The 24,580-nt window shown below is 63.0% G+C and carries 25 protein-coding genes and 1 pseudogene; 11 read left to right on the top strand and 15 right to left on the bottom strand.

Annotated features, from left to right (window positions below; translation table 11 throughout):
* Positions 1 to 4: 4 nt before the first annotated feature.
* Positions 5 to 421, bottom strand: coding sequence for a winged helix-turn-helix transcriptional regulator (locus J2T21_RS03980; RefSeq protein WP_071213785.1), 417 nt, complete (start codon positions 419 to 421; stop codon positions 5 to 7).
* A gap of 101 nt (positions 422 to 522) precedes the next feature.
* On the opposite strand from J2T21_RS03980, the gene J2T21_RS03975 reads away from it, so the two are divergent.
* Complete coding sequence (locus J2T21_RS03975) at positions 523 to 1,401, top strand: SDR family oxidoreductase (RefSeq protein WP_307578726.1); 879 nt, start codon at positions 523 to 525, stop codon at positions 1,399 to 1,401.
* Positions 1,402 to 1,775: 374 nt separating this feature from the next.
* Here J2T21_RS03975 and J2T21_RS03970 read toward each other — a convergent pair whose 3' ends face one another.
* The gene (locus tag J2T21_RS03970; protein ID WP_307578724.1) at positions 1,776 to 2,897 is read right to left on the bottom strand and encodes a hypothetical protein; all 1,122 of its coding nucleotides are present in this window, start codon (positions 2,895 to 2,897) and stop codon (positions 1,776 to 1,778) included.
* A gap of 90 nt (positions 2,898 to 2,987) precedes the next feature.
* Here J2T21_RS03970 and J2T21_RS03965 point away from each other — a divergent pair, with 90 nt between their 5' ends.
* On the top strand, positions 2,988 to 3,947 hold the full coding sequence (locus J2T21_RS03965; RefSeq protein WP_307578722.1) for a D-2-hydroxyacid dehydrogenase family protein: 960 nt from the start codon (positions 2,988 to 2,990) through the stop codon (positions 3,945 to 3,947).
* Positions 3,948 to 3,983: 36 nt separating this feature from the next.
* Here the strand turns inward: J2T21_RS03965 and J2T21_RS03960 are convergent, their stop codons facing one another.
* Positions 3,984 to 4,916: a LysR family transcriptional regulator gene (locus tag J2T21_RS03960; protein ID WP_307578720.1), complete on the bottom strand. Its 933-nt coding sequence runs from the start codon at positions 4,914 to 4,916 to the stop codon at positions 3,984 to 3,986.
* 156 nt (positions 4,917 to 5,072) lie between these two features.
* Between J2T21_RS03960 and J2T21_RS03955 the strand changes: the two genes are divergently transcribed.
* Together J2T21_RS03955 and J2T21_RS03950 are read left to right on the top strand one after the other, a co-directional pair.
* Positions 5,073 to 6,446: an MFS transporter gene (locus J2T21_RS03955; protein WP_307578718.1), complete on the top strand. Its 1,374-nt coding sequence runs from the start codon at positions 5,073 to 5,075 to the stop codon at positions 6,444 to 6,446.
* 52 nt (positions 6,447 to 6,498) lie between these two features.
* Positions 6,499 to 7,311, top strand: coding sequence for a 3-hydroxybutyrate dehydrogenase (locus J2T21_RS03950; protein ID WP_307578716.1), 813 nt, complete (start codon positions 6,499 to 6,501; stop codon positions 7,309 to 7,311).
* 350 nt (positions 7,312 to 7,661) lie between these two features.
* Here J2T21_RS03950 and J2T21_RS03945 read toward each other — a convergent pair whose 3' ends face one another.
* The 3 genes from J2T21_RS03945 to J2T21_RS03935 all read right to left on the bottom strand — a co-directional run bounded on the left by J2T21_RS03945 (position 7,662) and on the right by J2T21_RS03935 (position 8,877).
* Entirely contained in the window at positions 7,662 to 7,901 is a 240-nt protein-coding gene (locus J2T21_RS03945; protein WP_139194746.1) for a hypothetical protein, read from the bottom strand.
* A gap of 45 nt (positions 7,902 to 7,946) precedes the next feature.
* Entirely contained in the window at positions 7,947 to 8,210 is a 264-nt protein-coding gene (locus J2T21_RS03940) for a hypothetical protein (protein ID WP_139194745.1), read from the bottom strand.
* 322 nt (positions 8,211 to 8,532) lie between these two features.
* Positions 8,533 to 8,877 (bottom strand): hypothetical protein, encoded by a 345-nt coding sequence (locus J2T21_RS03935; RefSeq protein ID WP_307579566.1) that lies wholly within the window; start codon positions 8,875 to 8,877, stop codon positions 8,533 to 8,535.
* On the opposite strand from J2T21_RS03935, the pseudogene J2T21_RS03930 reads away from it, so the two are divergent.
* A pseudogene (locus J2T21_RS03930) lies at positions 8,864 to 9,412 on the top strand (tripartite tricarboxylate transporter permease); the annotation flags it as partial. The gene J2T21_RS03935 and the pseudogene J2T21_RS03930 overlap by 14 nt on opposite strands.
* 108 nt (positions 9,413 to 9,520) lie before the next feature.
* Here J2T21_RS03930 and J2T21_RS03925 read toward each other — a convergent pair.
* A complete protein-coding gene (locus J2T21_RS03925; RefSeq protein ID WP_307579539.1) occupies positions 9,521 to 10,177 on the bottom strand; it encodes an NADPH-dependent F420 reductase in 657 nt (218 codons plus the stop codon).
* Between the two features lie 61 nt (positions 10,178 to 10,238).
* Complete coding sequence (locus tag J2T21_RS03920; RefSeq protein WP_307579537.1) at positions 10,239 to 11,051, bottom strand: EamA family transporter; 813 nt, start codon at positions 11,049 to 11,051, stop codon at positions 10,239 to 10,241.
* Positions 11,052 to 11,219: 168 nt separating this feature from the next.
* Between J2T21_RS03920 and J2T21_RS03915 the strand changes: the two genes are divergently transcribed.
* Positions 11,220 to 12,122, top strand: a complete 903-nt coding sequence (locus J2T21_RS03915) for a LysR family transcriptional regulator (RefSeq protein ID WP_307578712.1) — start codon at positions 11,220 to 11,222, stop codon at positions 12,120 to 12,122.
* A 367-nt stretch (positions 12,123 to 12,489) separates the two neighbouring features.
* Here the strand turns inward: J2T21_RS03915 and J2T21_RS03910 are convergent, their stop codons facing one another.
* From J2T21_RS03910 to J2T21_RS03885, 6 genes are all read right to left on the bottom strand, one after another.
* Positions 12,490 to 13,086, bottom strand: a complete 597-nt coding sequence (locus J2T21_RS03910) for a short chain dehydrogenase (RefSeq protein ID WP_307578710.1) — start codon at positions 13,084 to 13,086, stop codon at positions 12,490 to 12,492.
* A gap of 96 nt (positions 13,087 to 13,182) precedes the next feature.
* Positions 13,183 to 13,839 carry an amino acid ABC transporter permease gene (locus J2T21_RS03905; RefSeq protein WP_307578708.1) on the bottom strand — a complete coding sequence of 219 codons (657 nt, stop codon included), beginning with the start codon at positions 13,837 to 13,839 and terminating at the stop codon, positions 13,183 to 13,185.
* The gene (locus tag J2T21_RS03900) at positions 13,836 to 14,474 is read right to left on the bottom strand and encodes an amino acid ABC transporter permease (protein ID WP_307578706.1); all 639 of its coding nucleotides are present in this window, start codon (positions 14,472 to 14,474) and stop codon (positions 13,836 to 13,838) included. The genes J2T21_RS03905 and J2T21_RS03900 overlap by 4 nt, the downstream gene beginning before the upstream one ends.
* A 4-nt stretch (positions 14,475 to 14,478) precedes the next feature.
* The gene (locus J2T21_RS03895; RefSeq protein ID WP_307578704.1) at positions 14,479 to 15,273 is read right to left on the bottom strand and encodes an amino acid ABC transporter ATP-binding protein; all 795 of its coding nucleotides are present in this window, start codon (positions 15,271 to 15,273) and stop codon (positions 14,479 to 14,481) included.
* A complete protein-coding gene (locus J2T21_RS03890) occupies positions 15,274 to 16,275 on the bottom strand; it encodes an ornithine cyclodeaminase family protein (protein WP_307578702.1) in 1,002 nt (333 codons plus the stop codon). It lies immediately after the preceding gene.
* 25 nt (positions 16,276 to 16,300) lie between these two features.
* The gene (locus J2T21_RS03885) at positions 16,301 to 17,149 is read right to left on the bottom strand and encodes a substrate-binding periplasmic protein (RefSeq protein WP_307578699.1); all 849 of its coding nucleotides are present in this window, start codon (positions 17,147 to 17,149) and stop codon (positions 16,301 to 16,303) included.
* A gap of 225 nt (positions 17,150 to 17,374) precedes the next feature.
* Between J2T21_RS03885 and J2T21_RS03880 the strand changes: the two genes are divergently transcribed.
* Positions 17,375 to 18,040 (top strand): GntR family transcriptional regulator, encoded by a 666-nt coding sequence (locus tag J2T21_RS03880; protein ID WP_307578697.1) that lies wholly within the window; start codon positions 17,375 to 17,377, stop codon positions 18,038 to 18,040.
* Here J2T21_RS03880 and J2T21_RS03875 read toward each other — a convergent pair.
* Positions 18,006 to 18,953, bottom strand: a complete 948-nt coding sequence (locus J2T21_RS03875) for a LysR family transcriptional regulator (protein ID WP_307578695.1) — start codon at positions 18,951 to 18,953, stop codon at positions 18,006 to 18,008. The genes J2T21_RS03880 and J2T21_RS03875 overlap by 35 nt on opposite strands.
* A gap of 131 nt (positions 18,954 to 19,084) precedes the next feature.
* On the opposite strand from J2T21_RS03875, the gene J2T21_RS03870 reads away from it, so the two are divergent.
* From J2T21_RS03870 to J2T21_RS03855, 4 genes are all read left to right on the top strand, one after another.
* The gene (locus J2T21_RS03870) at positions 19,085 to 20,278 is read left to right on the top strand and encodes an NAD(P)/FAD-dependent oxidoreductase (protein WP_307578693.1); all 1,194 of its coding nucleotides are present in this window, start codon (positions 19,085 to 19,087) and stop codon (positions 20,276 to 20,278) included.
* A 53-nt stretch (positions 20,279 to 20,331) separates the two neighbouring features.
* Positions 20,332 to 21,756, top strand: a complete 1,425-nt coding sequence (gene hglS, locus J2T21_RS03865; RefSeq protein ID WP_307578691.1) for a 2-oxoadipate dioxygenase/decarboxylase — start codon at positions 20,332 to 20,334, stop codon at positions 21,754 to 21,756.
* Positions 21,757 to 21,801: 45 nt separating this feature from the next.
* Complete coding sequence (gene amaB / locus J2T21_RS03860) at positions 21,802 to 23,331, top strand: L-piperidine-6-carboxylate dehydrogenase (RefSeq protein ID WP_307578689.1); 1,530 nt, start codon at positions 21,802 to 21,804, stop codon at positions 23,329 to 23,331.
* Positions 23,332 to 23,428: 97 nt separating this feature from the next.
* Positions 23,429 to 24,568 (top strand): Glu/Leu/Phe/Val family dehydrogenase, encoded by a 1,140-nt coding sequence (locus J2T21_RS03855; protein ID WP_307578687.1) that lies wholly within the window; start codon positions 23,429 to 23,431, stop codon positions 24,566 to 24,568.
* Positions 24,569 to 24,580 lie beyond the last annotated feature (12 nt).

Below are 24,580 nucleotides of genomic sequence, written 5' to 3'. Positions count from 1 at the left end.
GTTTTCAGGCCGCGCCCGGGTCCTTGTCCGGGCGGGACGGACGCGTGGACGGCGTCTGGACGATCCCATCGGCGTGCTCACCGATCCAGGTGACCAGGGGAAGCAGCCGCTGGACCAATTCCTGGCCTAGGGCCGTGAGGCTGTAGTCGACGCGCGGCGGGATCACCGGCTGGGCGTCGCGATGGACGAATCCATCCCCTTCAAGGGTCTTCAGGGTCTGGGCCAGCATCTTCTCACTGATGCCCTCGGCGCGGCGGCGCAGCTCGCTCCAGCGTTGCGGGCCGCGCGCCAGCGCCACAAGAATGAGCACGCCCCATTTGCTGGTGACGTGGTCAAGGACCGTCCGGCTCGGACACCCCGCCTGCAAGACCATGACGGATGCGGGTAGTGCGGGTGGCTGGAGACTGGTGGTTGCCGACATGACACCAACTTACCTTAAAGTGCGTACTCTCTTTTGGGAAGCAATTTCTCGGGTGCATGGTTGTGATGGAAGACAGCCAATATTTCCCGAAAGGAAACGCCATGACCATCCTCATCACCGGGGCCACCGGCAAGCTCGGCCGCCTCGTCGTCGAAGCACTCCTGGAGCGAGGTTTGCCTGCGGAACAGATCGTGGCAGGGGGCCGGAACCAGGCCAAGTTGGCAGAACTCGCCCGACTCGGCATCCAGGTCCGCTCCATGGATTATTCAGACCCGGCTTCGCTGCGCGAGGCATTTGCCGGCGTCGAGAAGGCTCTGCTGGTCTCGGGCAATGAGCCGGGACTGCGGGTTGCCCAGCACCTCGATGTCATCGAGGCGGCCAAGGATGCAGGCGTCCAACTTCTGGCCTACACCAGCATCCCGAATGCCGACACCACCACCATGGTCCTGGCCGCCGACCACCAGGAAACCGAGCGGGCCCTGCGCAATTCCGGTCTGCCCCATGCCCTGCTGCGCAACGGCTGGTACTTGGAGAACTACACCGCACAGCTGGGGGGATTCCTGCAGCACGGCTCGGTCTTCGGCAGCGCGGGCGAGGGCCGGCTCAACGGCGCGACCCGCGCCGACCTCGCACAGGCCGCCGCGGCCGTCCTGCTGGCTGACGACCAGGCGGGAATGGTCTACGAACTGGGCGGAGAAGAATCCTTCAGCCTCGAGGACCTGGCCCGCGAGGTCAGCGCGGCCACGGGCCAGGCGGTGACCTACCAGGACCTGCCGGAGGAGGACTTCTCCCACCTGCTCGTGGGTGCAGGCGTTCCCGGAGACTTTGCGAGGATCCTGGCCGACAGCGACCGCGGCATCGCCCGCGGCGAGCTGCTCGTCGAAGGCAATGCCCTGGCCACGCTGCTTGGCCGCCCCGCCACGACGCTGGGCGAAGCCGTCCGGGCCTCCGCCGGTGCATTGGCCACACAGCGGGCCTGACCGGACAGGGGCACCAGGAGGCGGGGCGACAGGTCTACCCGTCTCAAGTACGATCCAAATATGCCAACCCCGTTGCCTTCCCGAAAGAAGCCCCGCCCACCCGGGCGGGGCATGACCCGGGAAGGAACATCACATGGCCCATTCGCCTCACCGCCGAAATCGGGGGTGCGCGCTGTGCAAGCCGCACCAGTGGCGCGGGCAGGGCAAAGCCCGCAAGTCACCTGGCGCGTCAACCGCACCATCGGACGCAAACGGCGCTGGGAACGCCGGACCATGGATGGCTGACGCCCCTTGTCCGATTCCGAACGGCCGGCACGGCCTCCTCCGGGGATGCCCTGCCGGCCGTTCGTCCGGGCGGATGGCACCCGGGAAGCCTATTCGGCAACGCGTGACCATGTACCCTCCCCGGAATTCGCATCCGCACACACCCACGCCGTTTCTTCGCCCCGAAGCGCCACCTCGTCGCTGAACCAATGGGTCTCATCCGGGTTCCACCCGGCGATCACGCTCGCCCGTTCCGCGCCGACTTCGATGGCTTCGCCGGCCAGCCCCAGATACGCAGCGACCGTCAGGTGCACGCCGTCGTAGCCGCGGGCCAGCTGCGAGAAATCGGGCATGACCCATGCCCCGACCCGCCCGGTGGTGCGGTACCAGTCGTGGCGCTTCTGCGCCGTGACCTCCATCGGATGGTCGTGGCACAGCTGCGCCCAGTCGGCGGCCTGCGTGATTTCGAAGATGCGCACCGCTTCCGGCACCTCCACCCGACGGGTCTTGGCCCGCTCCCACCCGAAACCGTCCTCCACGCACCACAGCCCAACCGGGGATCCGTCCTCGAATGTACCGGTGGAATGCAGCAGCTTTGCCGGCGGCATCGACCACCACTCACCTCCGTAGTTGGCCGCGGGGTCGGCCGGACGTTCGATTCCCGCGCGCCGCTCCTCTTGCTCCAACGCCTGATGCCAAGCGTCCAGCACCGTTGCCGCAGGTTCGCCGCTCGGTGCCCACCAATCCGGCGCGTCTTCCTGCTCCCATTGGACTCGCCACTGTTCTCCGGTCGCGGCCGTACGCATCCACCAGACGGCCAACCCGGATGCGGCAAGGTGTCCGGCGACCCGCACCAGTTCTTTGCGCACCGGCGCCGAGGCCGCGATCACGTCGGCCCCCTCGGGTGGCTGCCAGTAGCGGGCGGTATCGACGCTCCGGGCCAGGACCGTGCGCAGCAAAGCCGCGGTGACGGGCACCAGCCCGGTGGCGGCGAGCAGCTCGGCCACGTCTTCGGCGGTGACGATGATTTTCCGGCCCTCCTCGGCGCCGGGCCCGAACAACGACACCGCTTCGCCTCGTGCGACGTCCTCTCGGTAGGAGGCGTAGAAAAGCCCTCCATGCAGCGGATGCTCGGCTTGGCCCGTGAGCAGGATCGCCTCGGATTCCAGCGCGAACTCCAGCAGCAGCCGCCGGCCCCGCCGACCTCCCAGCAACGCCTCAACCAATTCCATGACCGTTTTCTCTCCCGAAAGGTATGGCCAGCCGTCACATGGCTGCTTGGCTTCCACCGTACCCGGCGTGCCGGGTCCTAGACTGGGGTCATGCGCATAGCCGTCCTCGATGACTACCAAGACGTTGCCCGTTCCCTGGCGGACTGGGATTCACTGCCCGGGCAGACCGTTTTCTTCACTGCGTTCCTGGGACACGAGGATGACGCCGTCACCGCTGCCCTGCGGGACTTCGAGGTGGTGGTGGCCATGCGTGAGCGCACGCCGTTCACCGCCGCGCGCCTGGCCGAGTTGCCAAACCTCAGGCTGCTGGTCACCACCGGCATGCGCAACGCCTCCATCGACCTGGATGCGGCGCGGGAGTTGGGCATCACGGTGTGCGGCACCGCCGGCAGCGCGACCGCCGCGGTGGAACACACCTGGGCGCTGATCCTGGCTGCCGCCCGCCAGCTGGATGTGGAGCTGTTCTCGACCGACCGGCCGCGTGCCGCCGGCCAGCCCTGGCAGCAGACCCTGGGCACCGGGCTGTCCGGCAAGACACTAGGGGTCTACGGCCTGGGCAAGCTGGGCAGCCAGGTCGCACGCATCGGGCAGGCCTTCGGGATGCACGTGATCGCCCACAGCCAGAACCTCACGGCGGAACGCGCCGCGGAGGTCGGGGCCGAGCAGGTGTCCAAGGAGGGGCTCTTTTCCCGCAGCGACGTGCTCACCATCCACCTGAAGCTCTCCGAGCGCACCACCGGTGCGGTGGGAGAGGAAGAACTTGCGTTGATGCAGCCCGGCTCGATCCTGGTCAACACCTCGCGCAGCGCCATCGTGGATACGGACGCCCTGGTTTTCGCCCTGGACACGGGAGCCCCGTCGCTGGCGGCCATGGACGTGTTCGACGTCGAGCCGCTTCCGGAGGGCCACCGGTTGCTGCGCACGCCCGGGGTGATTGCCACCCCGCACCTCGGCTACGTGACCGAGGACCAGTTCAGGATCTTCTACACGGGAGCAGCACAGGACATCGCCGCCTGGGCGGCGGGGACGCCGGTCAACCTGCTGGCCTGAAACGGGCCTACCGGTGAACCCGCAACGCCGCCGCCGTCAGCGCTCCAGCCGTTCGGTGCCCAGCAGCGCGTCCTCGACGTCGACCGTCCGGCGACGCAGCGCATCTGCCACTGCGGCGACCGCGGGCTGGCGCAGCGAGTCGGGACGCAGCACCATCCAGTAGGGCAGGCGTTCGGCGAAGTCCACGGGCAGGAGCCGCACCAAATCCGGGTGGGGGTCGGCCATGAAGCAGGGCAGGAAGCCGATTCCGGCTCCGGCGCGCGTGGCCTCGACCTGGACGAACACATTGGTGGAGCTCAGCGCATCCGGCATCCCGGGAACCAGCCGCCGCGGGGCATCCAGGTCGTCGACCTGCAGCATCGAATCGACGAAGTACACCAGCCCGTGCGCGCTCAGTTCCTTCACGCCGGCGGGCGTGCCGAATTCATCCAGGTAGCGGCGCGAGGCGTACATTCCCAGTGTGTAGTCGCCGAGCCGGATCGCCTCTGCCCGGTGCACCTGGGGCTCGCCGACCACCACCTCAAGGTCCAACCCGGAGCGGTGTTGCAGCGCCCGGCGGGTCACGTTGACGATCTCCACGCTGAGGTTCGGGTGTTTCCGGCGCAGTTGCGCCACCGCCGGCGCGATGATGAATGCGCTGAAGCCATCCGTGGCGGAGATGCGCACGACCCCGGTGATCCGGCCCGTTTCCACCTCGCCTTCGTGGATGGTGGCCACCGCGGTTTCCACGTCCTCGGCTGCCCGCACGGCCTTCCGGCCCAGGTCGGTCAGTTCCCAGCCGCCCACGGTGCGGGCCAGCGTTCGGCCGCCGAGGCCCTTCTCCAATGCGGCGATCCGCCGCGAGACGGTGGTGTGGTTCAGGCCCAGGGTCTCGGCGGCCGTCGTGAACCGTCCGGTGCGCGCCACCGCGAGCAGGATCAGCAGGTCGTCGGGATTCGGGGCCGCGGATCCGGGAGTCTTCAGGTTCATATCTGCAATTGTGCACCCCATCACTGCGCAACTGGTCATTGATGCACACTAGCGCTCGTGTCCATACTGGGTGGAGCTTCCCTGTGTGGCAGCACACAGTCCCCCTCTCAAGGCCGGTGTCAACGCCGACACCTGCATGGCATAAGGAGTGCAAAGATGAGCACCAGCAAGCTGACCGACGTCCCGAAGACGGCAACGTCCGGGCTGAAAAAGGTGGTGGCCGCCTCGATGGTGGGCACGGTGGTGGAATGGTATGAATTCTTCCTCTACGCCACCGCCGCCTCGCTGGTCTTCGGAAAGTTCTTCTTCCCCAATGCCGACACGGAACTGGACGGCATCATCGCAGCCTTCCTGACCTATGCGGTGGGCTTCATCGCCCGCCCGCTGGGCGGCATCGTCTTCGGCCAGATCGGCGACAAGCTCGGCCGCAAGCACACGCTGCAGGTCACCATCGTCATGGTCGGCGTGGCAACGTTCCTGATGGGCTGCCTGCCCGGCTTCAGCTCCATTGGCTACTGGGCCCCGGCACTGCTGGTGATCCTGCGCTTCGTCCAGGGCTTCGCCGTGGGCGGCGAGTGGGGCGGAGCCGTCCTGCTGGTGGCCGAGCACAGCCCCAACAAATCCCGCGGCTTCTGGTCCAGCTGGCCGCAGGCCGCCGTTCCGGTGGGCAACCTGCTGGCCACCCTGGTGCTGCTGGGCATGAGCTGGATCCTGCCCGCCGACCAGTTCCTGTCCTGGGGCTGGCGGGTGGCCTTCTGGGTCTCCGCGTTCATCGTCATCATCGGCTACTACATCCGCACCCACGTGTCCGAGGCACCGATCTTCCTCGAGGCCCGCGCCCAGGCGGAGGCCGACAAGGCCGCCAGCTACGGCGTGCTGGAGGTCGTACGCAAGTACCCCAAGGGCATCTTCGGTGCCATGGGCCTGCGCTTTGCCGAGAACATCCTCTACTACATCATCGTGTCCTTCACGATCGTCTACCTGAAGACCGTGCACGCCTACGACACCAGCCAGCTGCTGCTGGCCCTGCTGGTCGCCCACGTCATCCACTTCCTGGTGATCCCGCAGGTCGGACGGCTCTCCGACGCCTTCGGCCGCAAGCCGGTCTACCTGGCCGGAGCGGTGCTCGGGGCAAGCTGGGCGTTCTTCGCCTTCCCGATGTTCGACACCCGCAACCCGGTCATCATCATCGTTGCGGTCACCATCGGCCTGTGCTTCCACGCGCTGATGTACGCGGGACAGCCGGCCATCATGGCCGAAATGTTCCCCACCCGCATGCGCTACTCCGGGGTTTCGCTGGGTTACCAGGTCACCTCGATCGTGGCCGGTTCCATGGCGCCGATCATTGCGACCGCGTTGCTGCAGGACTTCGGCTCGTGGCTGCCGGTGGCCATCTACGTGGCGGTCGCCTGTGCCATCACCACCGTCGCGGTCATCACGCTGAAGGAAACCCGCGGGGCCTCGCTGCAGGACATCGACGACGCCGACGCACGCAAGCACGGGCTGAACACGGCCCGGGTCGGCCGCTGAGCCGGCAAACGCCCGCACATTGCACCAATACGCTCTACACAAGGGAAAATTCATGACCCATCAGGAATCCGAACGGATGACCCCGCAAGCCCTCCAACCGGCTCTTCACCCCTTGGCCGGCCGGCGGGCGCTGGTCACCGGAGGGGCCAGCGGGATCGGCCTGGCCGTGGTGCGCACGCTGGCCGCCCGCGGCGCCCACGTCGTCGTCGCCGATCGGGACGCGGCCGGTGCCCGGGCGGCGGCCAACGAGGTCGGCGGCTCCAGCTGGGTGGTCGACCTGCTCGATCCGTCGGCCGTCACCGACGATCGTCTGGCCGAGGCGCTCGACGGGGTGGACATCCTGGTCAACAATGCCGGGATCCAGCACATCAGCCCGATCCAGGACTTCGATCCGGCCACGTTCCGCCGAATCATGACCCTGATGCTGGAGGTCCCGTTCCTGCTCATCCGTGCGGCGTTGCCGCAGATGTACGCGCAGGGGTTCGGGCGGATCATCAACGTCTCCTCGGTGCACGGGTTGCGCGCCTCGGCGTTCAAGTCCGCCTATGTCACCGCCAAGCACGGGCTCGAGGGGCTGTCCAAGGTCACCGCGCTCGAGGGCGGCGGGCACGGGGTGACCAGCAATTGCGTCAACCCCGGATACGTGCGGACTCCGCTGGTGGAAAAGCAGTTGGCCGATCAGGCCCGGGTCCACGGAATCCCCGAGGCCGAGGTCCTGGCGAAGATCATGCTGACCGAAAGCGCCATCAAGCGCCTGGTCGAGCCGGAGGAAGTCGCCTCGCTGGTGGCCTGGCTGGCTGGCGACGAAGCGGCCATGGTGACCGGCGCCAGCCACGCGATGGACGGCGGCTGGTCGGCCAGCTAACGATTGCCTGTCGCGCCGCAACACCGAAACCATCCCCGGGCGAGCCCATCAAGCGCTCTCCCGGGGATGGTTTCGTCGCGGGCGGGCGGAATTCAAGACAGCTGCCGTGTCATGGCGCGCATGCGCACCGGCAGTCTCCTCCCCCACGACAATTCATCCAGGGTGGGCTCGAGCAAGCGTAAGCTGGCGGCCGTATCTGACCCCCAAACGATCCAGCTCCTGTAATGAAGCCACGCCCGCAGCCAGCCTTGATGACTGCCAAAAGGTTGCCTGCACCCTTGCCGGCGGGGAGCCCCAACCAGGTTTTGGCATAAAGTTCATGTTCGGATGAAGGGTGGCCTGCGCTGCGGTCAGGCGCTTTTTGCCAAGTCCACGATCCACTGCTGCGTTTTCACGCCGCGTTTCTTGTCGTAGGCCATGCGGATGCGTGCGGCACTAGCTCGTTGGGAGTCACTGATCGGGTCTGCCTTGCCCTCTTCGATCAACTTCATCAGGGTATCTCTGCGTTCAATCAACTCTCGAATGGTTGAACCCGATGGCAGCCGGCGCGAAAAATCAAAACCACCAGATTTTTCATATTTGGACTTCATGGGGGATCACCTTTCCTTCCACTGCTGATTCGATTGTCCAATGATTCAGTCCGCGAGTCCACCATCAGCCTCACTCAGTGGCACAAAGTAGCTGCTGATGACCGCATCAATAATCTGTGCCTCGGTCTCCGTCGCATCTTGAAGAAGCACCTCAAGAACCCGCATTCCCGTATCACGGGATGCATCTTCCTTGGTGGCTGCCAAGTTCAACGCCCATTCGGCCCGGTACCACCATTCCTGCCGCCGCGCTCCCCTGCTGGATGCACTGGCCGACTGCCTGGCGGCACCGAAAGCGATGACGGCAGCCACCACTGCCGCCATCCCTCCCACGGCAGGACTCACCCAGAAGGACCGCCAGAATGGGTCGTCCAGAACGAACGGAGGCAAGAGCCGCCCAATGACCCCACCAACCACAACGCCACTGGATCCAACGGTGAGATACAACCAATTTCTTCGCCACCAGAACATGGCCCGCATTCCCTTCTTGCTGCACACCCGGGGCTGCCAGTATGTGCGGGAAGAACGTCAGCCTGTGGCAGGTTCGCTCCTGGTTGTGGATAGCCCCGTCAGGGGATGAAGCAGGTGACGAAGGCGAAAGCGTCGGTTTCGAACGTCGAGCCATCCGGGCCACTCAGCCGTGTGGCAGGCCGATCCGGCCAAAAAGCGACAGCCGGATCTTGCGCGCCTCGCCCATGTGCCGGCGCATGGAGTCCTGCGCCGCGGCGCCGTCGCGGTCATGGGCAAAAGCGTTCCGGGGCCGCAGTTCTTCCCCACCATCGTCTGCGTGCTGCTCTTCCTCATGGCGGGAATCCACACGATCAAGATCCTGCGCACCCGGCGGTTCCCGCAAGCCGACAGCGAGGGGCACAACCCGGATTTCTCCAGGGACATGCTCGGCGACCTGGGCGACACCGAGGGCAAGCCGATCTACGGCACCGCTTCCACGCCGACGTCGGCCGGAAAGCGCAGCGATCATGCTGGCCGCCTTCCAGCAGTACGGCATGCAGCCGGGCCCGCTCCTGTTCGAACGCAGCGGCGCGATGGTCTGGACCCTGCTCGCTTCGCTGTTCATCGGCTTGGTGATCCTACTGGTGTTGAACATGCAGTTCGCGGTGCTCTGGGCCAAGCTCCTGTTGATCCCCCGGCACTACCTCTACGCGGGCATCACGGTGCTCTCGGTGCTCGGGGTGTACGCGATCAGCTCCTCGATCGTGGACCTGTGGATCCTGCTGGCCATCGGGCTGCTGGGCTTCTTGATGCGCCGCTACAAGTTCCCGCTGGCGCCGGTGCTGATCGCCGTGATCCTCGGCCCGCTGGCCGAAACCGAATTGCGCCGCGCGCTGACGGTCTCGGAAGGCGACCTGTCGATCCTGGTCAGCAGCCCCGTCACGATGGTGCTGTACGGGTTGCCGGTAATCGCCCTGGCGGTCACCGGCATCCAGCACCTGCGCCACAGCAAGGCCGCCCGAAGCCAGGCACAGAAACTCGATCGCGACGAGATCAACGCCTAGCATCACGGCGCCCGGAGCGCAGGGAAACTGAAATCAGGAGGTCGTCACGGTCCCGCCGTGGCGGCCTCCCCCTGTTGTTGCCGGACAACGCCGCCGGACGGCGGCCCGTCAGATGGTCCGCGGGGCCTTGGCCAGGTTCGCCTTCAGTTCCTCGGCATTCTGCCGCACCACGTAGGCCGGACGATCGCGTTCAACCCGCCAGCTCTCGGCCAGCGGGCCGATGTTCACGGTGTCGAAGCCGAACTCGTCGTAGATCCGGGTGACAAGTGCCGCGGCGTCCTCATGGTCGCTGGCGGTGGCAAGTGCGCGCCGATTCTCGCTGCCCGCCGGGGTCCCGGAGGTGGTGATGTCGCCGGAGGGGATGTGGTTGAAGCCCTTGGTCACGTGTGAGTCCGCCAGGTGCGCCTGGACCAGGCCCGAGGTGGTGGCTTCGCCGGCATCCAGTTCGGGGAAGTGGCCATCGCGCTCAAAGTAGTAGTTGATCGTGTCGATCACTACCTTGCCGGCCAATGCTTCGGCGGGAAGTGCCTTGTAGTTTTTCAGCGGGATGGTCACGACGGCGAAATCGGCCGCCGCCCCGGCTTCCGCAGCGGTGGCCGCACGAGCGCGCGGCCCCAATTCGGCCACCAGCTGCGTGAGGGTTTCGGGCCCGCGCGAGTTGCCGATGACCACGTCGTATCCCAGCTGCACGGCCTTGCGTGCAATCTGCGATCCAATGTGTCCTGCTCCGATGATTCCGATGGTTGTCATGCTGGGTTCAACGATGCCGCGGCCGTTCCCATTCCTTTTTGACGCCGCATGACGCAGCGCATCCCCGGGATCCGGTTCAGGCAGCGCGACGCGGTGGAACTGCGGCGACGACGGAATTGGCGCTGACAATCACGATGATGGCCAGCCACGCCAGCGAATCGAGGCGCTCTCCAAGAACCACCAGACCGATCAGCGCCGCGATGACAGGACTGATGCTCATGAACATTCCAAAGGAATGGGCCGACACCCGGCGCAGTGCCAGCAGGTCCACGAGGAATGGCACAGCCGAGGAAAGCACTCCCGCCGCCAAGGCGTAGCCCAGAACCGCCGGGCTCGGCGGGTGGTGCCACAACACCCAGATTCCAACAGGGAGGTAGAGCATCCCTGAAATCCCGGCGGCCGCTGCGGTGCCCTCCAAACCGGGGAGGCTGGCTCCCACGGCGCGGTTAAGCATGATGTAGCTCCCCCAGCACACTGCCGCGAGAAGCGCCAGACCGATGCCGAGGTAGTCGGTGGAGGGCGTGGGCCGCACCAGCAAGAGGACTGCAGCTGCGGCGGAAACCGCGCAGACCATGTTGACCACGCGCCGGGAACCAATCAACGCGATGGTCAATGGTCCGAGGAACTCCAGCGTTACTGCCAGCCCCAATCCGATCCTGTCGATCGCCATATACAGGGACAGGTTCATCGCGGCGAAAACCAACGCCAGACCCAACACCAGGCGCCATTGGGCAGCAGTGAAGTTCCGCAACTTCGGCCTGCCGATGCACCACAGCACAATGGCGGCCACCCACTGCCGCACCGCCACCACGCCTGCCGGTCCGATGGCAGGAAAGGCAAACGTCGCGATCGATGCGCCGCTTTGGCTGGACAAGGCCCCAGCCAGCATCAGGACCACACCGGTCAAGCGTTTTCCGTCCGGGGACGTAGTAGGTCCGCTGGGTTGGGCATCCCGGGGTTCGGTGCCAAGGGATTCAGACGAGTTGAGTCGCATACTCCCCATCGTGGGACCACTCTGAGGATACGCATAATGCATTTGCAGGGTAATCTATGCGTCATGCGCATAGATAAACGAGTGGGGGACGCTTCAACCATCGAGTTGAGGCATTTGCGGTGTCTGGTTGCGATCATCGACTCCGGAAGTTTCACCGATGCGGCGATTGAACTCGGCCTGTCCCAGGCCGCTGTGTCCCGCGCGCTGGCCGCACTCGAGGACATTCTCCAGGTGCGTCTGCTGCACCGGACCAGCCGCAGCGTCGCTCCCACCACCATCGGGGTCCAAGTCCTGGCGCGCGCCCGTTCGCTGCTCAATGGCGCCGACGAACTCGTCCGAGAGGTCGCCACAGGCCATAGTCGTCTGCATATCGGCCACGCCTGGTCCGCCTTCGGCGACCACACCGCCGAATTCCAGCGTCGTTGGCAAGGGCAGCACCCGGAAATCGACCTACGTTTCATCCGCCACGACACCCCTACCGGTGGGTTGGCCGAAGGATTATGCGACCTTGCCGTCGTCCGGGCGCCGCTCGATCTGTCGTCTTGGCCGCACGCGCTCGTTGGCCACGAGGCACGTTATGTGGCCGTCGCTTCGGACGACCCCTGGGCCAAGCGCCGCAGCATCCGACTCGATGAAATCCCGACACGTACCCTGGCCATCGACCGCCGAACCGGCACGACAACGCTTGGGCTATGGCCTGAACAAGAGCGTCCAACCATCGAATACACGGGAGACATTGATGACTGGCTCTCGGTCATTTCCACCGGCCGCTGCATCGGGCTCACCCCCGAGGCCACGGCGTCCCAGTACCGACGCGACGGCATTACGTATCGTCCCCTTCGCGATGCCCCGCTCGTACCCGTATACGTCATCTGGCGGCCGCACGATTTCCACCCGGCCACGCACACCGCGGTGGCACTGGCCAAGGAGCTCTACCACCGCAAGCACCCGGTGGCGAAGAGCTGACGTGCAGGCCTCTCGGGCTTCAAGCAAGGGCATGCACCAGCCCTGCCTCTTCGGCTGATCCAGTGGCACCCTGGCAGCCGCTCGACCCGACTTTTCGGGTCCAGGCATGCCCAGAAGTCAGCAGGCGAGGAGTATCGCTGCGACGAACCATCCCGCGGAATTCGAAACGTGAGCAAAAGTAGTGTTGTTCCGATTTCCCTGTGCACGATGGAGGAACAGTCGCGTTTCCCGAAATCCAGGTCGTCGGGGATGCAGGCAAAAAATGAACGGCACGGATGGCGAAAGGTCCAGTCAACGGTTGGTTTCGGACTGTGTTTGATCCGCGGAGAGGCAAGAAAAGCGTGGCTGCAACGGAATACTGACGGCTTTATCCCTCGACCCCGTAAACCTTGCCGGTATGCGTTCCCTCGACAGATTTGGCATACGCCGCGGCCACGCGTGCGGCCGGGACCGGTACAAATCCGGGGAAGAATGCATGGTATCCCGGGGCTTCGGCCAAGACCGTGGCGCTGACTGCGTTGATGCGGTGCCCTCGATCGAGCTCGGTCGCAGCAGCTGGCACCCATGATTCCAGCGCACCGTTTGCCATGGATGCGGCAGCCCCGGTCAAGATGGGTTCACGAGCCAGTATCCCGGTGGTCAGTGTGAAGGACCCACCATCGTTGAGGTAGTCTCGCCCGATATTCACCAGACGGATTTGGCCCAGGACCTTGTCGTTGAAGGCATCTTGGTAGTCGGATCCAGCGAGGTCTCGAAGCGGTTTGAATGGAACCGTCCCTGTGCACGCCACGATGGCATCAACCTGACCGATGACTTCAAACAATTCGCGCACCGAGTCGTCCGAAGTCAGGTCAACCGAGGGATATGTACGGCGGCTCGCCTCAAGCACCGTGTGGTCCAGGCCGAGCCGGGACGATACTGCTTTTCCAACGGTTCCGCTTGAACCAACAATGAGGATTTTCATGGCGTTTCCTTTGACTAGGACCGAATAGGGATCTGGCGAGGTCGAAACCTTTGAATTGTGCGACCCCGCCAACGCTGGATAAGTTGAAAACCAGGCTTACAGATGCCTGCTGAGCCGCTTTTCCGTAAGAACCGACAACCACGTGGCGGGGATGGATATGGCGGCATAGATGAGCCCTGCCGCGATGAATGCAGGCAGGTACTTGAAGGTCGATGAACCTGTGGAGTACGCCTGGCTCATGAGTTCCGGCACGGCCACCGTGTAGGCAAGGGAAGTCGCTTGGAAGAGCAACACGGCGAAGCCCATCAACGAGGGCAATGCGATGCGCAGACCCTGGGGAATCACGATGAAACGAAGCCTGTCCACCGGGCGCATACCCAATGCATCGGATCCTTCAAGTTCCCCGCCCGGAACAGCCTGCATTCCACCGCGGAGCAGTTCAGCAGTGTAGGCCGAGGTTGTCCAAATCAATGCCAGGCAGGCCGAGACCAAGGACGACAGGGTGATGTTTACGTTGGGCAAGCCGTAGTACATCAGCTGCAGGAGGACCAGCGCCGGCGCGCCACGTCCGACCTCGACGAAGAAGACACACAGGTAGCGATAGGCCTTGTTTTGGGCGATGATGCCAAATGAGAAGACCAGGCCAATCGGAAGACCGATGAGCAGGCTGAAGAACGTCAACGCCAGGCTGATTTTCAGACCGCCTAGAAGCGTGGGCAGGATGGTGAGGATGTCCGGCAATAGGGCGTTCATCGTGCAACCGCCTTCCGCATTTTGGTGTCTAGATGACGTGAGAAGATTCCGAGCGGCATGCTCAGCAGAATGTATACGCCCGCGGCAATGAAGAAGATCAGGATGCCCTCACCCGACTGTCTGGCGTATTGATTGGACATGAACACGATCTCCGCGACACCGATGGTGGACGCAATCGAAGAATCCTTGAGCAGTCCAATGGCATAGGTGGTGTAGGACGGGATGGCTGTCCGCCAGGCCTGGGGACCGACCACCTTGATCCAAGCCGTACCGCTCCTGAAGCCCAAGGCTGAGCTGGCCTCCCATTGGCCCTTGGGAACCGAACCGATGGCCCCGCGGAATATCTCCGCCAAGTAGGCGCCGGAAACCACGCCCAATCCGATGACACCCGCCTGGATCGCTGACATTTTCAGCTGACCGATGGAGACGCCATAGTAGAGAATGAATAGCCAGACGACCGGTGGTATGCCGCGAAGCAGATCTATGGTCCCACGCGCCAGCAACCAGACTGCACGGTTTTTGCTGCGAAGTCCCGCTACCAGAGGCAGCGAAACGACGGTTCCAATCATGAGAGCCAGTACCGTGATCAAGAGCGTCAGCGGTAGGCCTACGGCAATTGCCTTCAACATTTCCATGGGTTCAGCGCTCCAGAACGGCGCGCAGGAATCGGCGCGTGCGTTCATGCTGCGGGTCGCTCATGATTTCGCGGGGATCTCCCTTTTCAATGATGCTTCCGTCGGCCATGACCACCAGTTCATTGGAGACATTCGCGGCGAAGCTCATTTCATGTGTAACAACCACCATGGTCATTCCTTCGGCAGCCAGTTCCTTCATGACTTCAAGGACTTCGACCCCAACTTCGGGATCCAATGCCGAGGTAGGCTCGTCAAATAGCATGACCCGGGGCTCCAGCGCCAGGGCACGGGCAATGGCAATTCGTTGTTGTTGGCCGCCCGAACAGCGGGAAGGGTAGTGATCGGCCTTTTCGGCCAGTCCCATTCGGCGCAGAAGCTCCATGGACTTCGTATTGGCTTCCTCGCGGCTGCGGCCCAATACCCGCTCTTGGGGAAGGCTGATGTTCTTGAGCACCGTCATGTGCGGGAACAGGTTGAAGTGTTGGAAAACCATTCCAGCACTTCGGCGCAATTCCGCCAGGTTTTTGGGTGAAATCTTCTTGCCCGCATTGATGACGTGGCCGTCGATAATGATCTCGCCACTATCGGGCTTCTCCAAAAGGTTCATGCATCTGAGAGCCGTACTCTTGCCGGCACCACTGGGACCAATCATTGCTGTGACGGTGCCCTCGGCGACCGTCAACGAAACGTCCTTAAGGACGGTGAGGGGCCCGTATGACTTGGCCAGGTTCCGAACTTGGACAACGTTTTTGACTGCGGTTTGTGCATTTTGCGTCATGGTGGTTTCTTCGACTTTCATTTACGCGTTGCTCGGCAATGCATTTTCGGAGAGAGCACTTGGATTGTGAAGTACGTCCAGAACAGCGCGGGCAATGACAAGGTCCTGCCATGGCATGCCTGTTGTCTTAAATACCGTGGGGCGACCTTCGATGGGAATCTTGGCCCCGGAGACCACCTCCGCGAGCGACATCAATTCAGAGGCGTCACGAATTGCTCCGGATTCAATTGCCTGGATTACGTCTCCTGCTTCTCGCAACGCACTGTCGCGAGATTCCACGACGACATTGGATCGGTGAAGCAGCACATCGTCCAGTTCCCTGCTGGTGGGTTCGTGGGCTCCCATTGCCACGACCACTGCGTGTTCGCTAACGAGGTTGCCGTCGAAAAGTGGTTCGACAGACGCCGTACAGCAAATGATTAGATCTGCCCGGGAAACTTCAGAAGCTGCCCCAACCGCGCCATCCAACCCGAGTTCGGCTTTGGCGCGGTCAATGATTGCCTGTGCGCTGCTTGGGTTCCGCCCCACAACCGTGATCGCTGAAATTTCAAAGACATCGGCAAACGTCTGGATATGGGCCCATGCTTGCACACCTGTACCGAAGACCAGGAGATGCTTCGGCCCACGACCTGCTGCAAGTCGCGCTCCAAGTGCCGAAACGGCCGAGGTTCTCAGGTTGGTGAGTTCTATTCCGTCCAGGATGGCAAGTGGAGCTTGGGAACTGCCACCAAATATCGCATAAATCCCTTGGATGACGGGATTCCCATTCGAGGCATTCGTTTCTGTGATCGTGAGAAGCTTGGTCCCCACCGAGTCCTTCCACGTCGATGGCATTTGCAAGAAGAGCCCGGAGCTTGTGGTCACGCGGGTACGCGGGGCATCTGACTCGGGGTCCAGGCCGGCTTCAAGCACCGCTTGGAGCGCGTTGACTGCTGCGGTTGGATTAAGCGCTCCCCGCAGTTGCTCTCCACTGATGAAGGGGATCTGTTGCCGTGAAACCGGGCTGGCCAGAGACGATGTCATGAAGGATTCCTTAGCTGCGAGACCGTTACTTGATGAGACGGGGTGCGCCGACTTCGGCTGCCGATTCCGGAAGGCCGTTGGCGACCAGCAGCTTCACGATGGTGCCATCGTCATGCATGGTCTTGATGCTGGCATTCAGAGCTTGAGTCAAGCTCGTGTTGCCTTTGGTATGCGGGAACCCGATCTGTGCGGGCTCTGTGGAGGCCACCACCCGGGGGTCCTTCTGCACTGCAGCAACCTTGAACTTTGCATCGTCCTTGTACATATGGGCAGCCGACCCGAATCCGTCGAGTCCGACCTGGATGCGGCCGGCCTTGAGGTCTGCCTGCATTTCAACGGCGCTTGGGTAAATGGTGAGATTCGAACCCATCACCTTTTTCATGTCGGGAACCCAGAGGTAGCCATCAACGGTTCCAACCTTGAGCGGCTCCATGGCACTGACGGCAACAACGTTGTCCGCGGAAATCGAGGCCATTTCATCGGTGTAGACCGGGTCTGACATATCGACGATTTCGGCGCGCTGGGCGGTGCGGTAGTAGCAACCGATGGCTACATCTGCACGGTTTGACTGGACTGCGGGAATGGTTCCTGCATAGGAGGTTGGTTCCATTTTGACCTCAAGGCAGTTCTTGGCTGCGAATTCCAGGACCACATCGGCATCGATGCCCGTGGCCTTGCCATTTGAGACGGAAGAAAAAGGAGGAAATTCAGGAGCCGCAACAGTGAGGATGCCCTTTTGCATTGTTGTCACTTCGCTCTGCGGAACACAATCGCTGGCAACGGTGCTGGCGGAAGTTGATCCCCCACAAGCAGCAAGGGAGAAAGTCATGAGGGCTGCGGAAGCCCCGAGTGCGAGCGCGGAACGGTACTTCATTGTGTGGCTCCTTGGGTTCTAAACGAGAGATGTTCGGTCTAGTGTGATCTGTAATACACAACCGGTTGTCGATTACTCTGGTAGGAAGAAGTCGACATGTCAAGGCTTTAGCGGAAATTGATCTCGAGTCCTACTGACGACATCGACGCAATCCCGTGCATTAAATCCCTCCCAGCGGTCGTGACATAGGCTGGGACAAATCACCGCAAGCCCAGAAGGAGTGCCATGCAAGACACATACCGAGAGATTGCCGGAGTTCGGATTCTGGGTGGCCGCGGAACCTTGAAGGACGAGGCAATTGCGGTGGTCCGCCGTGCCTTGATGGCCGGGGACATGAAGCCTGGATTAATCTACTCTGCGAACTCCCTGGCACCCCAACTAGGGGTTTCCAACAGCCCGGTGCGTGAAGCCATGATGGAACTGGCGTCAAAGGGGTTGCTCGAGGTGGTCAAGAATCGGGGGTTCCGTGTTGTCGAAATGACAGACAAGGACCGCCAGGAAATTTACGACCTCCGCATGCTAGTGGAGGTTCCATCGGTTCTCCAGGTCGCCAGGAAGGGACTCACTGAGGAGCAGATAGTTGAGGTCGAAAGGCTCGCCGACGATACCTTGGCTCAAGCGCGCCCCGACAACATGCTCGCTTATCTGGATGCCGACCAATCGTTTCACATGGCAATCATCGGGATTCTCGACAATCAGCGCTTGACTGCAATCGTGGAAAATCTTCGCGATCAATCGCGCGTGCGCGGCTCGTACCAGCTGGCCGAACGTGGCGTCCTGAGGGAAAGCGCCGAGGAACACCTTCCAATCGTGCGGGCCCTAGTTGCCGGGGATATCGAGCTTCTAGAGAAACTCCTCATCGATCACCTTGACTACGCACGGCCTCACTAAAGTCCCGCCCTGCACGCACCAGTGCCTGATGAACCAGGCGGGCACTGGGGCGCTGAAGGCTGGCATTTTTCGCCAGCAAAACCAAGGTACGTTCCAGACTTGATACAAATAGCGTCCGAACAGGGTTCCGATGGAAGTCGAGCATGCTCTGCGTGGCTATGGTGAGGCCATGTCCAGCGGAGGACAACGCCAGGGCAAGAGCCGTGTCGGTAACGACGTGAGTTTTTACATAACCACTGGTCATCTCTGCAACCAGCCTCCGCGCTGTCTGGCCAAAGAGGGACCGATCGTGGGGCAGCAACCACTCATGCCCCTCACTCAGCTCCCCCGGCAGGAATCCCGCCTCGGAAGACCCGACACCTTGCTCCGGGAAACCCTCATGCGCCACAACCAGTAGGGGCTCAGTCACAAGCGCTTGTTGATTCAAGGACTGCCCGCCGGAAATCGGCAGGTCCGAGTACTCCAGGCAAAGCGCAATATCCACCAAGCCCGAACGTACGGCCTCAACAGCCGCCTCGGGATCGATCTCCTGCAAGAGCACCCGAATATGCGGATCCTCCAGGGCCAGCGTCGCGATCGCCGGGGATACGCACATCAACGCGGATGACCCAAAGACCCCCACGCGTACGGTCGAGCTGATTCCGTCGCTGAGGTCGCCAAGCGCTTGGTCGGCCTCCTCGTCGGCCGCAATGATGCCCAAGGCGTGCTTAAGCAAGAGATGGCCGGCATCCGAAAGCACCAACTTCCTGCCGTCCTTGATAAACAGTGCCGCCCCCGCCTCGTGCTGGAGCGCCTGCATCTGCTGGGAGATTGCGCCGACCGTGTAGCCAAGCTCTGCGGCAGCCACGCCCATGGTCCCCGACCTGGCAACGGCGATGAATGTGCGAAGTTGATTCAAGGTCCAAGACCGCATGGATTCTCCCTATAGGAAATCTAAACAATTCCGATCAGCAACTATAGCTTGACGTGAGCGGCATCACGTCTAGAGTGTTGTATATAACCCGTAACCGATTGTTCGAATCGACTACCACCACAGGAGTGACCATGGTCAATCAAGTCGTACCCCTAGCGCTCCCCACCGGCGTCGCCCAGCCAACTGATGCCGACGTCGTCATCATTGGTGGAGGCATCATGGGAGTCAGCACTGCCTTTCACCTGGCAGAAGCCGGTGTGCGCAACGTTGTCCTGATCGAACGTGGAGAGCTTGGAACCGGTTCATCAGCGAAACCGCTGGGCGGGGTGCGATCGACGTTTTCGGATCCGGCAAACATAGCGCTCGGCAAGCGCAGCCTTGACGCCTACGGAAGATTCGGCGAGCGCTTTGGCGTTGACATCGGACTTCGAAAGGTTGGTTACCTATTCCTGTGCCGGAACGAACAAGAAGTACTTGACTGCGAGCGCAGCGGTGTTCTCCAAAACGATTTCGGCAGCGTCAATCGCATGGTTTCCCCGGACGAGGCCCTGGCCATAAATCCCTTCCTGAACAAGGATGCACTTCTCGCCGCCGCTTATTCGCCGGATGACGGATTTGCCGAACCTGCAAAGGCCGTTGCCGCATATGCCGCTGCAGCGCGCGCAGCCGGCGCGACGTTGCTGACCGGCACGGAGGCCCTTGACATCGAGGTCGGCAACGGCGGGATCAAGTCGATCACCACCAACCGCGGAACAATCCGAACGAACGCCATTGTTTGTGCGGCCGGCGCCTGGTCCCGACACGTGGGTCAAATGGTGGGAGTTGAAATGCCGGTGACCCCGGTCCGCCGCCAAATCGGCATGACCCGCCAACGCGCAACGGCCTACCCAACGGTGCCGTTCACCTTGGATCTTTCCACCACCATGTACTTCCACAACTACAACAACGGAATGCTTGTCGGGATCTCCAACCAAAACCAGGCCGCCGGATTCGGCAGGGACTTCAGCCACGAATGGCTTCCGGAATTCAACGCGGCTGCCACAATCTGCGCGCCGTCACTGGTGGAACCCGATCTGGAATTCGGGTGGGCCGGGCTCTACGAAAACACCCCGGACCACAATGCGCTGATCGGTGCCTCGGACAAACTTCCCGGTTTCTTCTACGCCACCGGCTTCTCCGGGCACGGTTTCCTGCAGGGCCCTGCGGTTGGCGAGCTCATGCGCGACCTATACCTGGGCCGACCGTCCTTCATGGATCCATCCACGTTCTCGGCGGATCGCTTCATCGACGACTCGGCACTGGTCCGGGAAGTCCACATCATCTAGCCATGCCCCTATCTCCGTATCGACCTAGCCGTCATCAAGAAAGGACCACCCCGATGAGTTTCAAGCCCCTTTGGGAACTCCGCGCGGCATTCGCCAAGAGCCTATCCACCATGTACGGGAGCGAAGTCCCCGCCTACAACACGTTGGTGGATGTTTCGACGCAAGTCAACAAGGAGTTCTTGGCCGTGCACGGTGCTGCGGCCGAGCGCCTCGGCACCATCTCCCGTGTCACTGCCGAACGCCATGGTGCCATCCGGGTCGGTTCCGAACGTGAGATGTCCCAGGTTGCACGCGTCTTTGCCGCTTTTGGCATGCACCCAGTTGGTTTCTACGACCTGCGTGATGCGTCGTCGAGCGCGGTCCCGGTGGTTTCCACCGCGTTCCGCCCCATCGACTCCGAGGAACTGGCGAAGAACCCGTTCCGCGTCTTCACCTCCATGTTGGCCGGCGAGGACCCGCGCTTCTTCGACGACGAGCTCCAGGCCGAACTCCGCGCGTTCCTGGACAAGCGCGAGCTTTTCGGCCAGGAACTGTTGGAGCTGGCGGATCGCTCCGCAAGTGAGGGCGGCTTGGACGAAGAATCTGCCCAACGCCTGCTGGCACTGGCGACAGCGGCCTTTGAACTGTCCGGCGAACCGGTGAACCACCAATGGTACCGACGCCTAGAAGCCATCTCGGCCGTTGCCGCCGACATTGGCGGAGTTGGCAGCACGCACATCAACCACCTGACACCACGCGTGCTGGACATCGATGACCTATACCGCCGCATGGAAGCGCTGGGCATCGAGATGATCGACGAGATCCAGGGCCCTCCGCGGTGGGACGGACCGGATGTCTTGCTTCGCCAGACCTCGTTCCGTGCCTTGGGCGAGGACCGCATGTTCCTCCACCCCGATGGGAGCATCAAGCCCGGCAACCTGCGCGTACGCTTTGGCGAGGTCGAAGCACGCGGCATCGCCTTGACCCCGGCAGGCAGGGACCTCTACGACCGCATGGTCGCCGAGACCGATCGACGGCTCAAGTCCCAGCCCGGCGCGAAGCGCACCGACGTCGCCCGCGGCGTATGGGAAGAGAACCTGCCACGCACGGAGAAGGAACTGGCCGAGCAGGGTCTGGCCTACTTCACCTTCAGGCTGGAACGAGATGCCCTGGCCGCCACGAAGCTTGCCGCCACGGTCAAGCTCAGCGAGCTGATCGCCCAGGGCATCGCCGTTCCCGAACCAATTGTCTATGAGGATTTTCTGCCTCGATCGGCAGCCGGCATCTTCCAGTCGAACCTCACCGAGCAAGGTTCGAAGGACGAGGCCCGGGACGGAACCAACTACGACATCGACCGCATGTCGGAGATCGTCGGCAATACAGTGATCGACCCCAACGTGCTCTACCAAGAACAGCAAGATCTCTCGGTTGCCGGCCTTGCCCGGGAACTGGGCATCCACATCGTGTCCGACGCAGCAGCGCTCGACGCCGCCCGCTAATCCACCACCCCTCCCCCAAGAAACCTACGTAAAAAGGAAAACATCATGACTGAGACCCTTACCCAGAGCAGTGTCCTGACCACACGCGTCAAGGCCGCCCTCGAAGCCTGTGGCGTCGATGCCTCGGCGTACGGCACCGACCGCTCGTCCTTCTCCCCGCTGACCGGTGAAGTGCTCGCCCAGCTGCGTTCCCATGGCGCTGACGAGGTCGACGCCGCCATCGGCAAGGCCGATGCGGCATTCAAGACCTGGCGCGAGGTCCCGGCCCCGGAGCGCGGCAACCTCATCAAGCGCTGGGGCGAACTGCTCACCGAGCACAAGGAAGACCTGGCCGTGATTGTCCAGGCCGAAGCCGGAAAGATCACCTCCGAGGCCCTCGGCGAGGTCCAGGAAATGATCGACATCTGCGACTTCGCGGTCGGACAGTCACGCATGCTCTACGGCAAGACCATGCCCTCGGAACGCCCGGGCCACCGCCTCATGGAAACCTGGCACCCGCTCGGCGTTGTCGGCGTGATCTCCGCGTTCAACTTCCCGGTCGCCGTCTACTCGTGGAACACCGCCCTGGCCCTGGTCTGCGGCGACACCGTGGTCTGGAAGCCGTCCGAAATCACCATGCTCAGCGCGTTGGCCTCGCACGCCCTGCTGGCACGTGCGGTACGCGAATGCCAGGCACCTGCCGATATCCACCAGCTCATCGTGACCGACCGCGTAGGCGGCCAGCTCCTTGTCAAGGATCCCCGTGTTGCACTGCTCTCGGCAACCGGTTCGGTCCGCATGGGCCGCGAAATCGCACCCCAGGTCGCCGAACGCTTCGGCCGGGCCCTGCTGGAGCTGGGCGGCAACAATGCCGCGATCGTTTCCCCGACCGCCGACCTGGACCTGGCCCTGCGTGGCATCGTGTTCTCGGCCGTCGGAACCGCGGGCCAGCGTTGCACCTCCATGCGCCGCCTGATCGTCCACGAATCGATCGTTGACCAGCTGACCGAAAAGCTGGTGCAGGCCTACGGCACGCTGAGCATCGGCAGCCCGCTCGATGAGAAGAACCTCGTGGGCCCGCTGGTCCACGAGCGCAGCTTCAAGGACATGGAACAGGCCCTCGTCGATGCACAGGAGCAGGGCGGCACCATCCTCACCGGTGGCAAGCGTGTCCTGGCCGACGAGTTTCCAAACGCCTACTACGTTGAGCCGGCCATTGTCCGGATGCCGAGCCAGACCCAGGTCGTCCACGACGAAACGTTTGCGCCGATCCTCTACGTGGTGACCTACAGCGACTTCGACGAGGCCATCGCGCTGAACAACGAGGTCCCACAGGGCCTTTCCTCCTCGGTCTTCACCCAGGACCAGGGCGAAGCCGAACGCTTCATGGCGGCCTCCGGCTCCGACTGCGGCATCGCCAACGTCAACATCGGCACCTCAGGGGCGGAAATCGGCGGCGCCTTCGGCGGCGAGAAGGAAACCGGCGGAGGTCGCGAATCGGGATCGGATTCGTGGAAGGTCTACATGCGCCAGGCAACCAACACCGTCAACTACTCGGGCAAGCTGCCGCTGGCCCAGGGCGTTGAATTCATCTAATACCAACAACGGTTGGTGGGGGCCATTCGTGTGCGGATGGCCCCCACCAACGCATCACCCGTACGGCAAACAACTTATTCAATGAGGAGCAGGACTCGTGGCCAACGTATTTGACCTGATGGACCAGTGGGGACCGGAAAAGATCGTTGCGGTCAGTGACCACAAGACCGGCATGAAGGGCGTGCTTGTCATTGACAACACCGCCCGCGGCATGGGCAAGGGCGGGACCCGCATGCAGCCCAATGTCTCGGCCGAGGAAGTCGCGCGCCTGGCGCGCGTCATGACCTGGAAATGGGCCAGCGTCGATCTCTTCTACGGCGGGGCCAAGGCCGGCATCTGCGCCGACCCCGCCTCCCCCTACAAGGAAGAGATCCTGCGTTCCTTCGTGCGCAAGCTGCGCAACGAAGTGCCCGAGGAATACGTCTTCGGCCTGGACATGGGCCTGACGGAGAACGACGCGGCAATCATCAACGACGAACTCGGTGACCGCGGGGCCGCGGTGGGGACTCCCTACGACCTGGGCGGCGTCCCCTACGACCAGCTGGGCGTGACCGGCTTCGGCGTCGCCGAGGTCGTCGATGAAGCCGTGGCAACCATGGGCCTGGCCGGTCGCCGCGTGGCCTTGCAGGGCTTTGGCGCGGTGGGCCATGCCACGGCCGAACGCCTGCACGCCCTGGGATTCCAGGTGGTTTCCGTATCCACGGCGGCCGGCGCCCTGCATGACCCAAACGGACTGGACATCCCCGAGCTGCTGCGCCTGCGGGCCGATTTCGGGGACGCATTCGTCAGCAACCTCCCGGAGCTGAAGATCAAGGCCGGCTCGGAGCTTTTCGTGGACGCCGACATTGTCGTGCCCGCGGCCCTGCAGGACGTGCTCAACGGCGACAACGCCACGCGGATCAAGGGCAAGCTGCTGGTCGAGGGCGCGAACCTTCCCACCGACGCTGCTGCCCAAAACGCCTTGCGCCAGGCCGGCGTCACGGTGATCCCGGACTTTGTCGCAAACGCCGGCGGAGTCGTGAGCGCCGCGTTTGCCATGGATTCACGATACTCGGCCTTCCGGCCGGAAACAGACCAGATCTTTGATGCCATCTCCACCAAGTTGCGCGCCAACGTATCCACCGTGCTCGACGAGGCGGAGCGCTTGAACGGAACCACGCACGAAGCAGCACGCAGCCTGGCGCAGGATCGGGTGCGCCGTGCCATGGAACTTCGCGGCAAGCCACTTCCGGTCTAATCTCCACGGGAA

Origin of the sequence: Paeniglutamicibacter psychrophenolicus (assembly GCF_030812255.1) — a bacterium.
Taxonomy (GTDB): Bacteria; Actinomycetota; Actinomycetes; order Actinomycetales; family Micrococcaceae; genus Paeniglutamicibacter; species Paeniglutamicibacter psychrophenolicus_A.
This window is presented reverse-complemented; position numbering and strand designations above follow the sequence as displayed.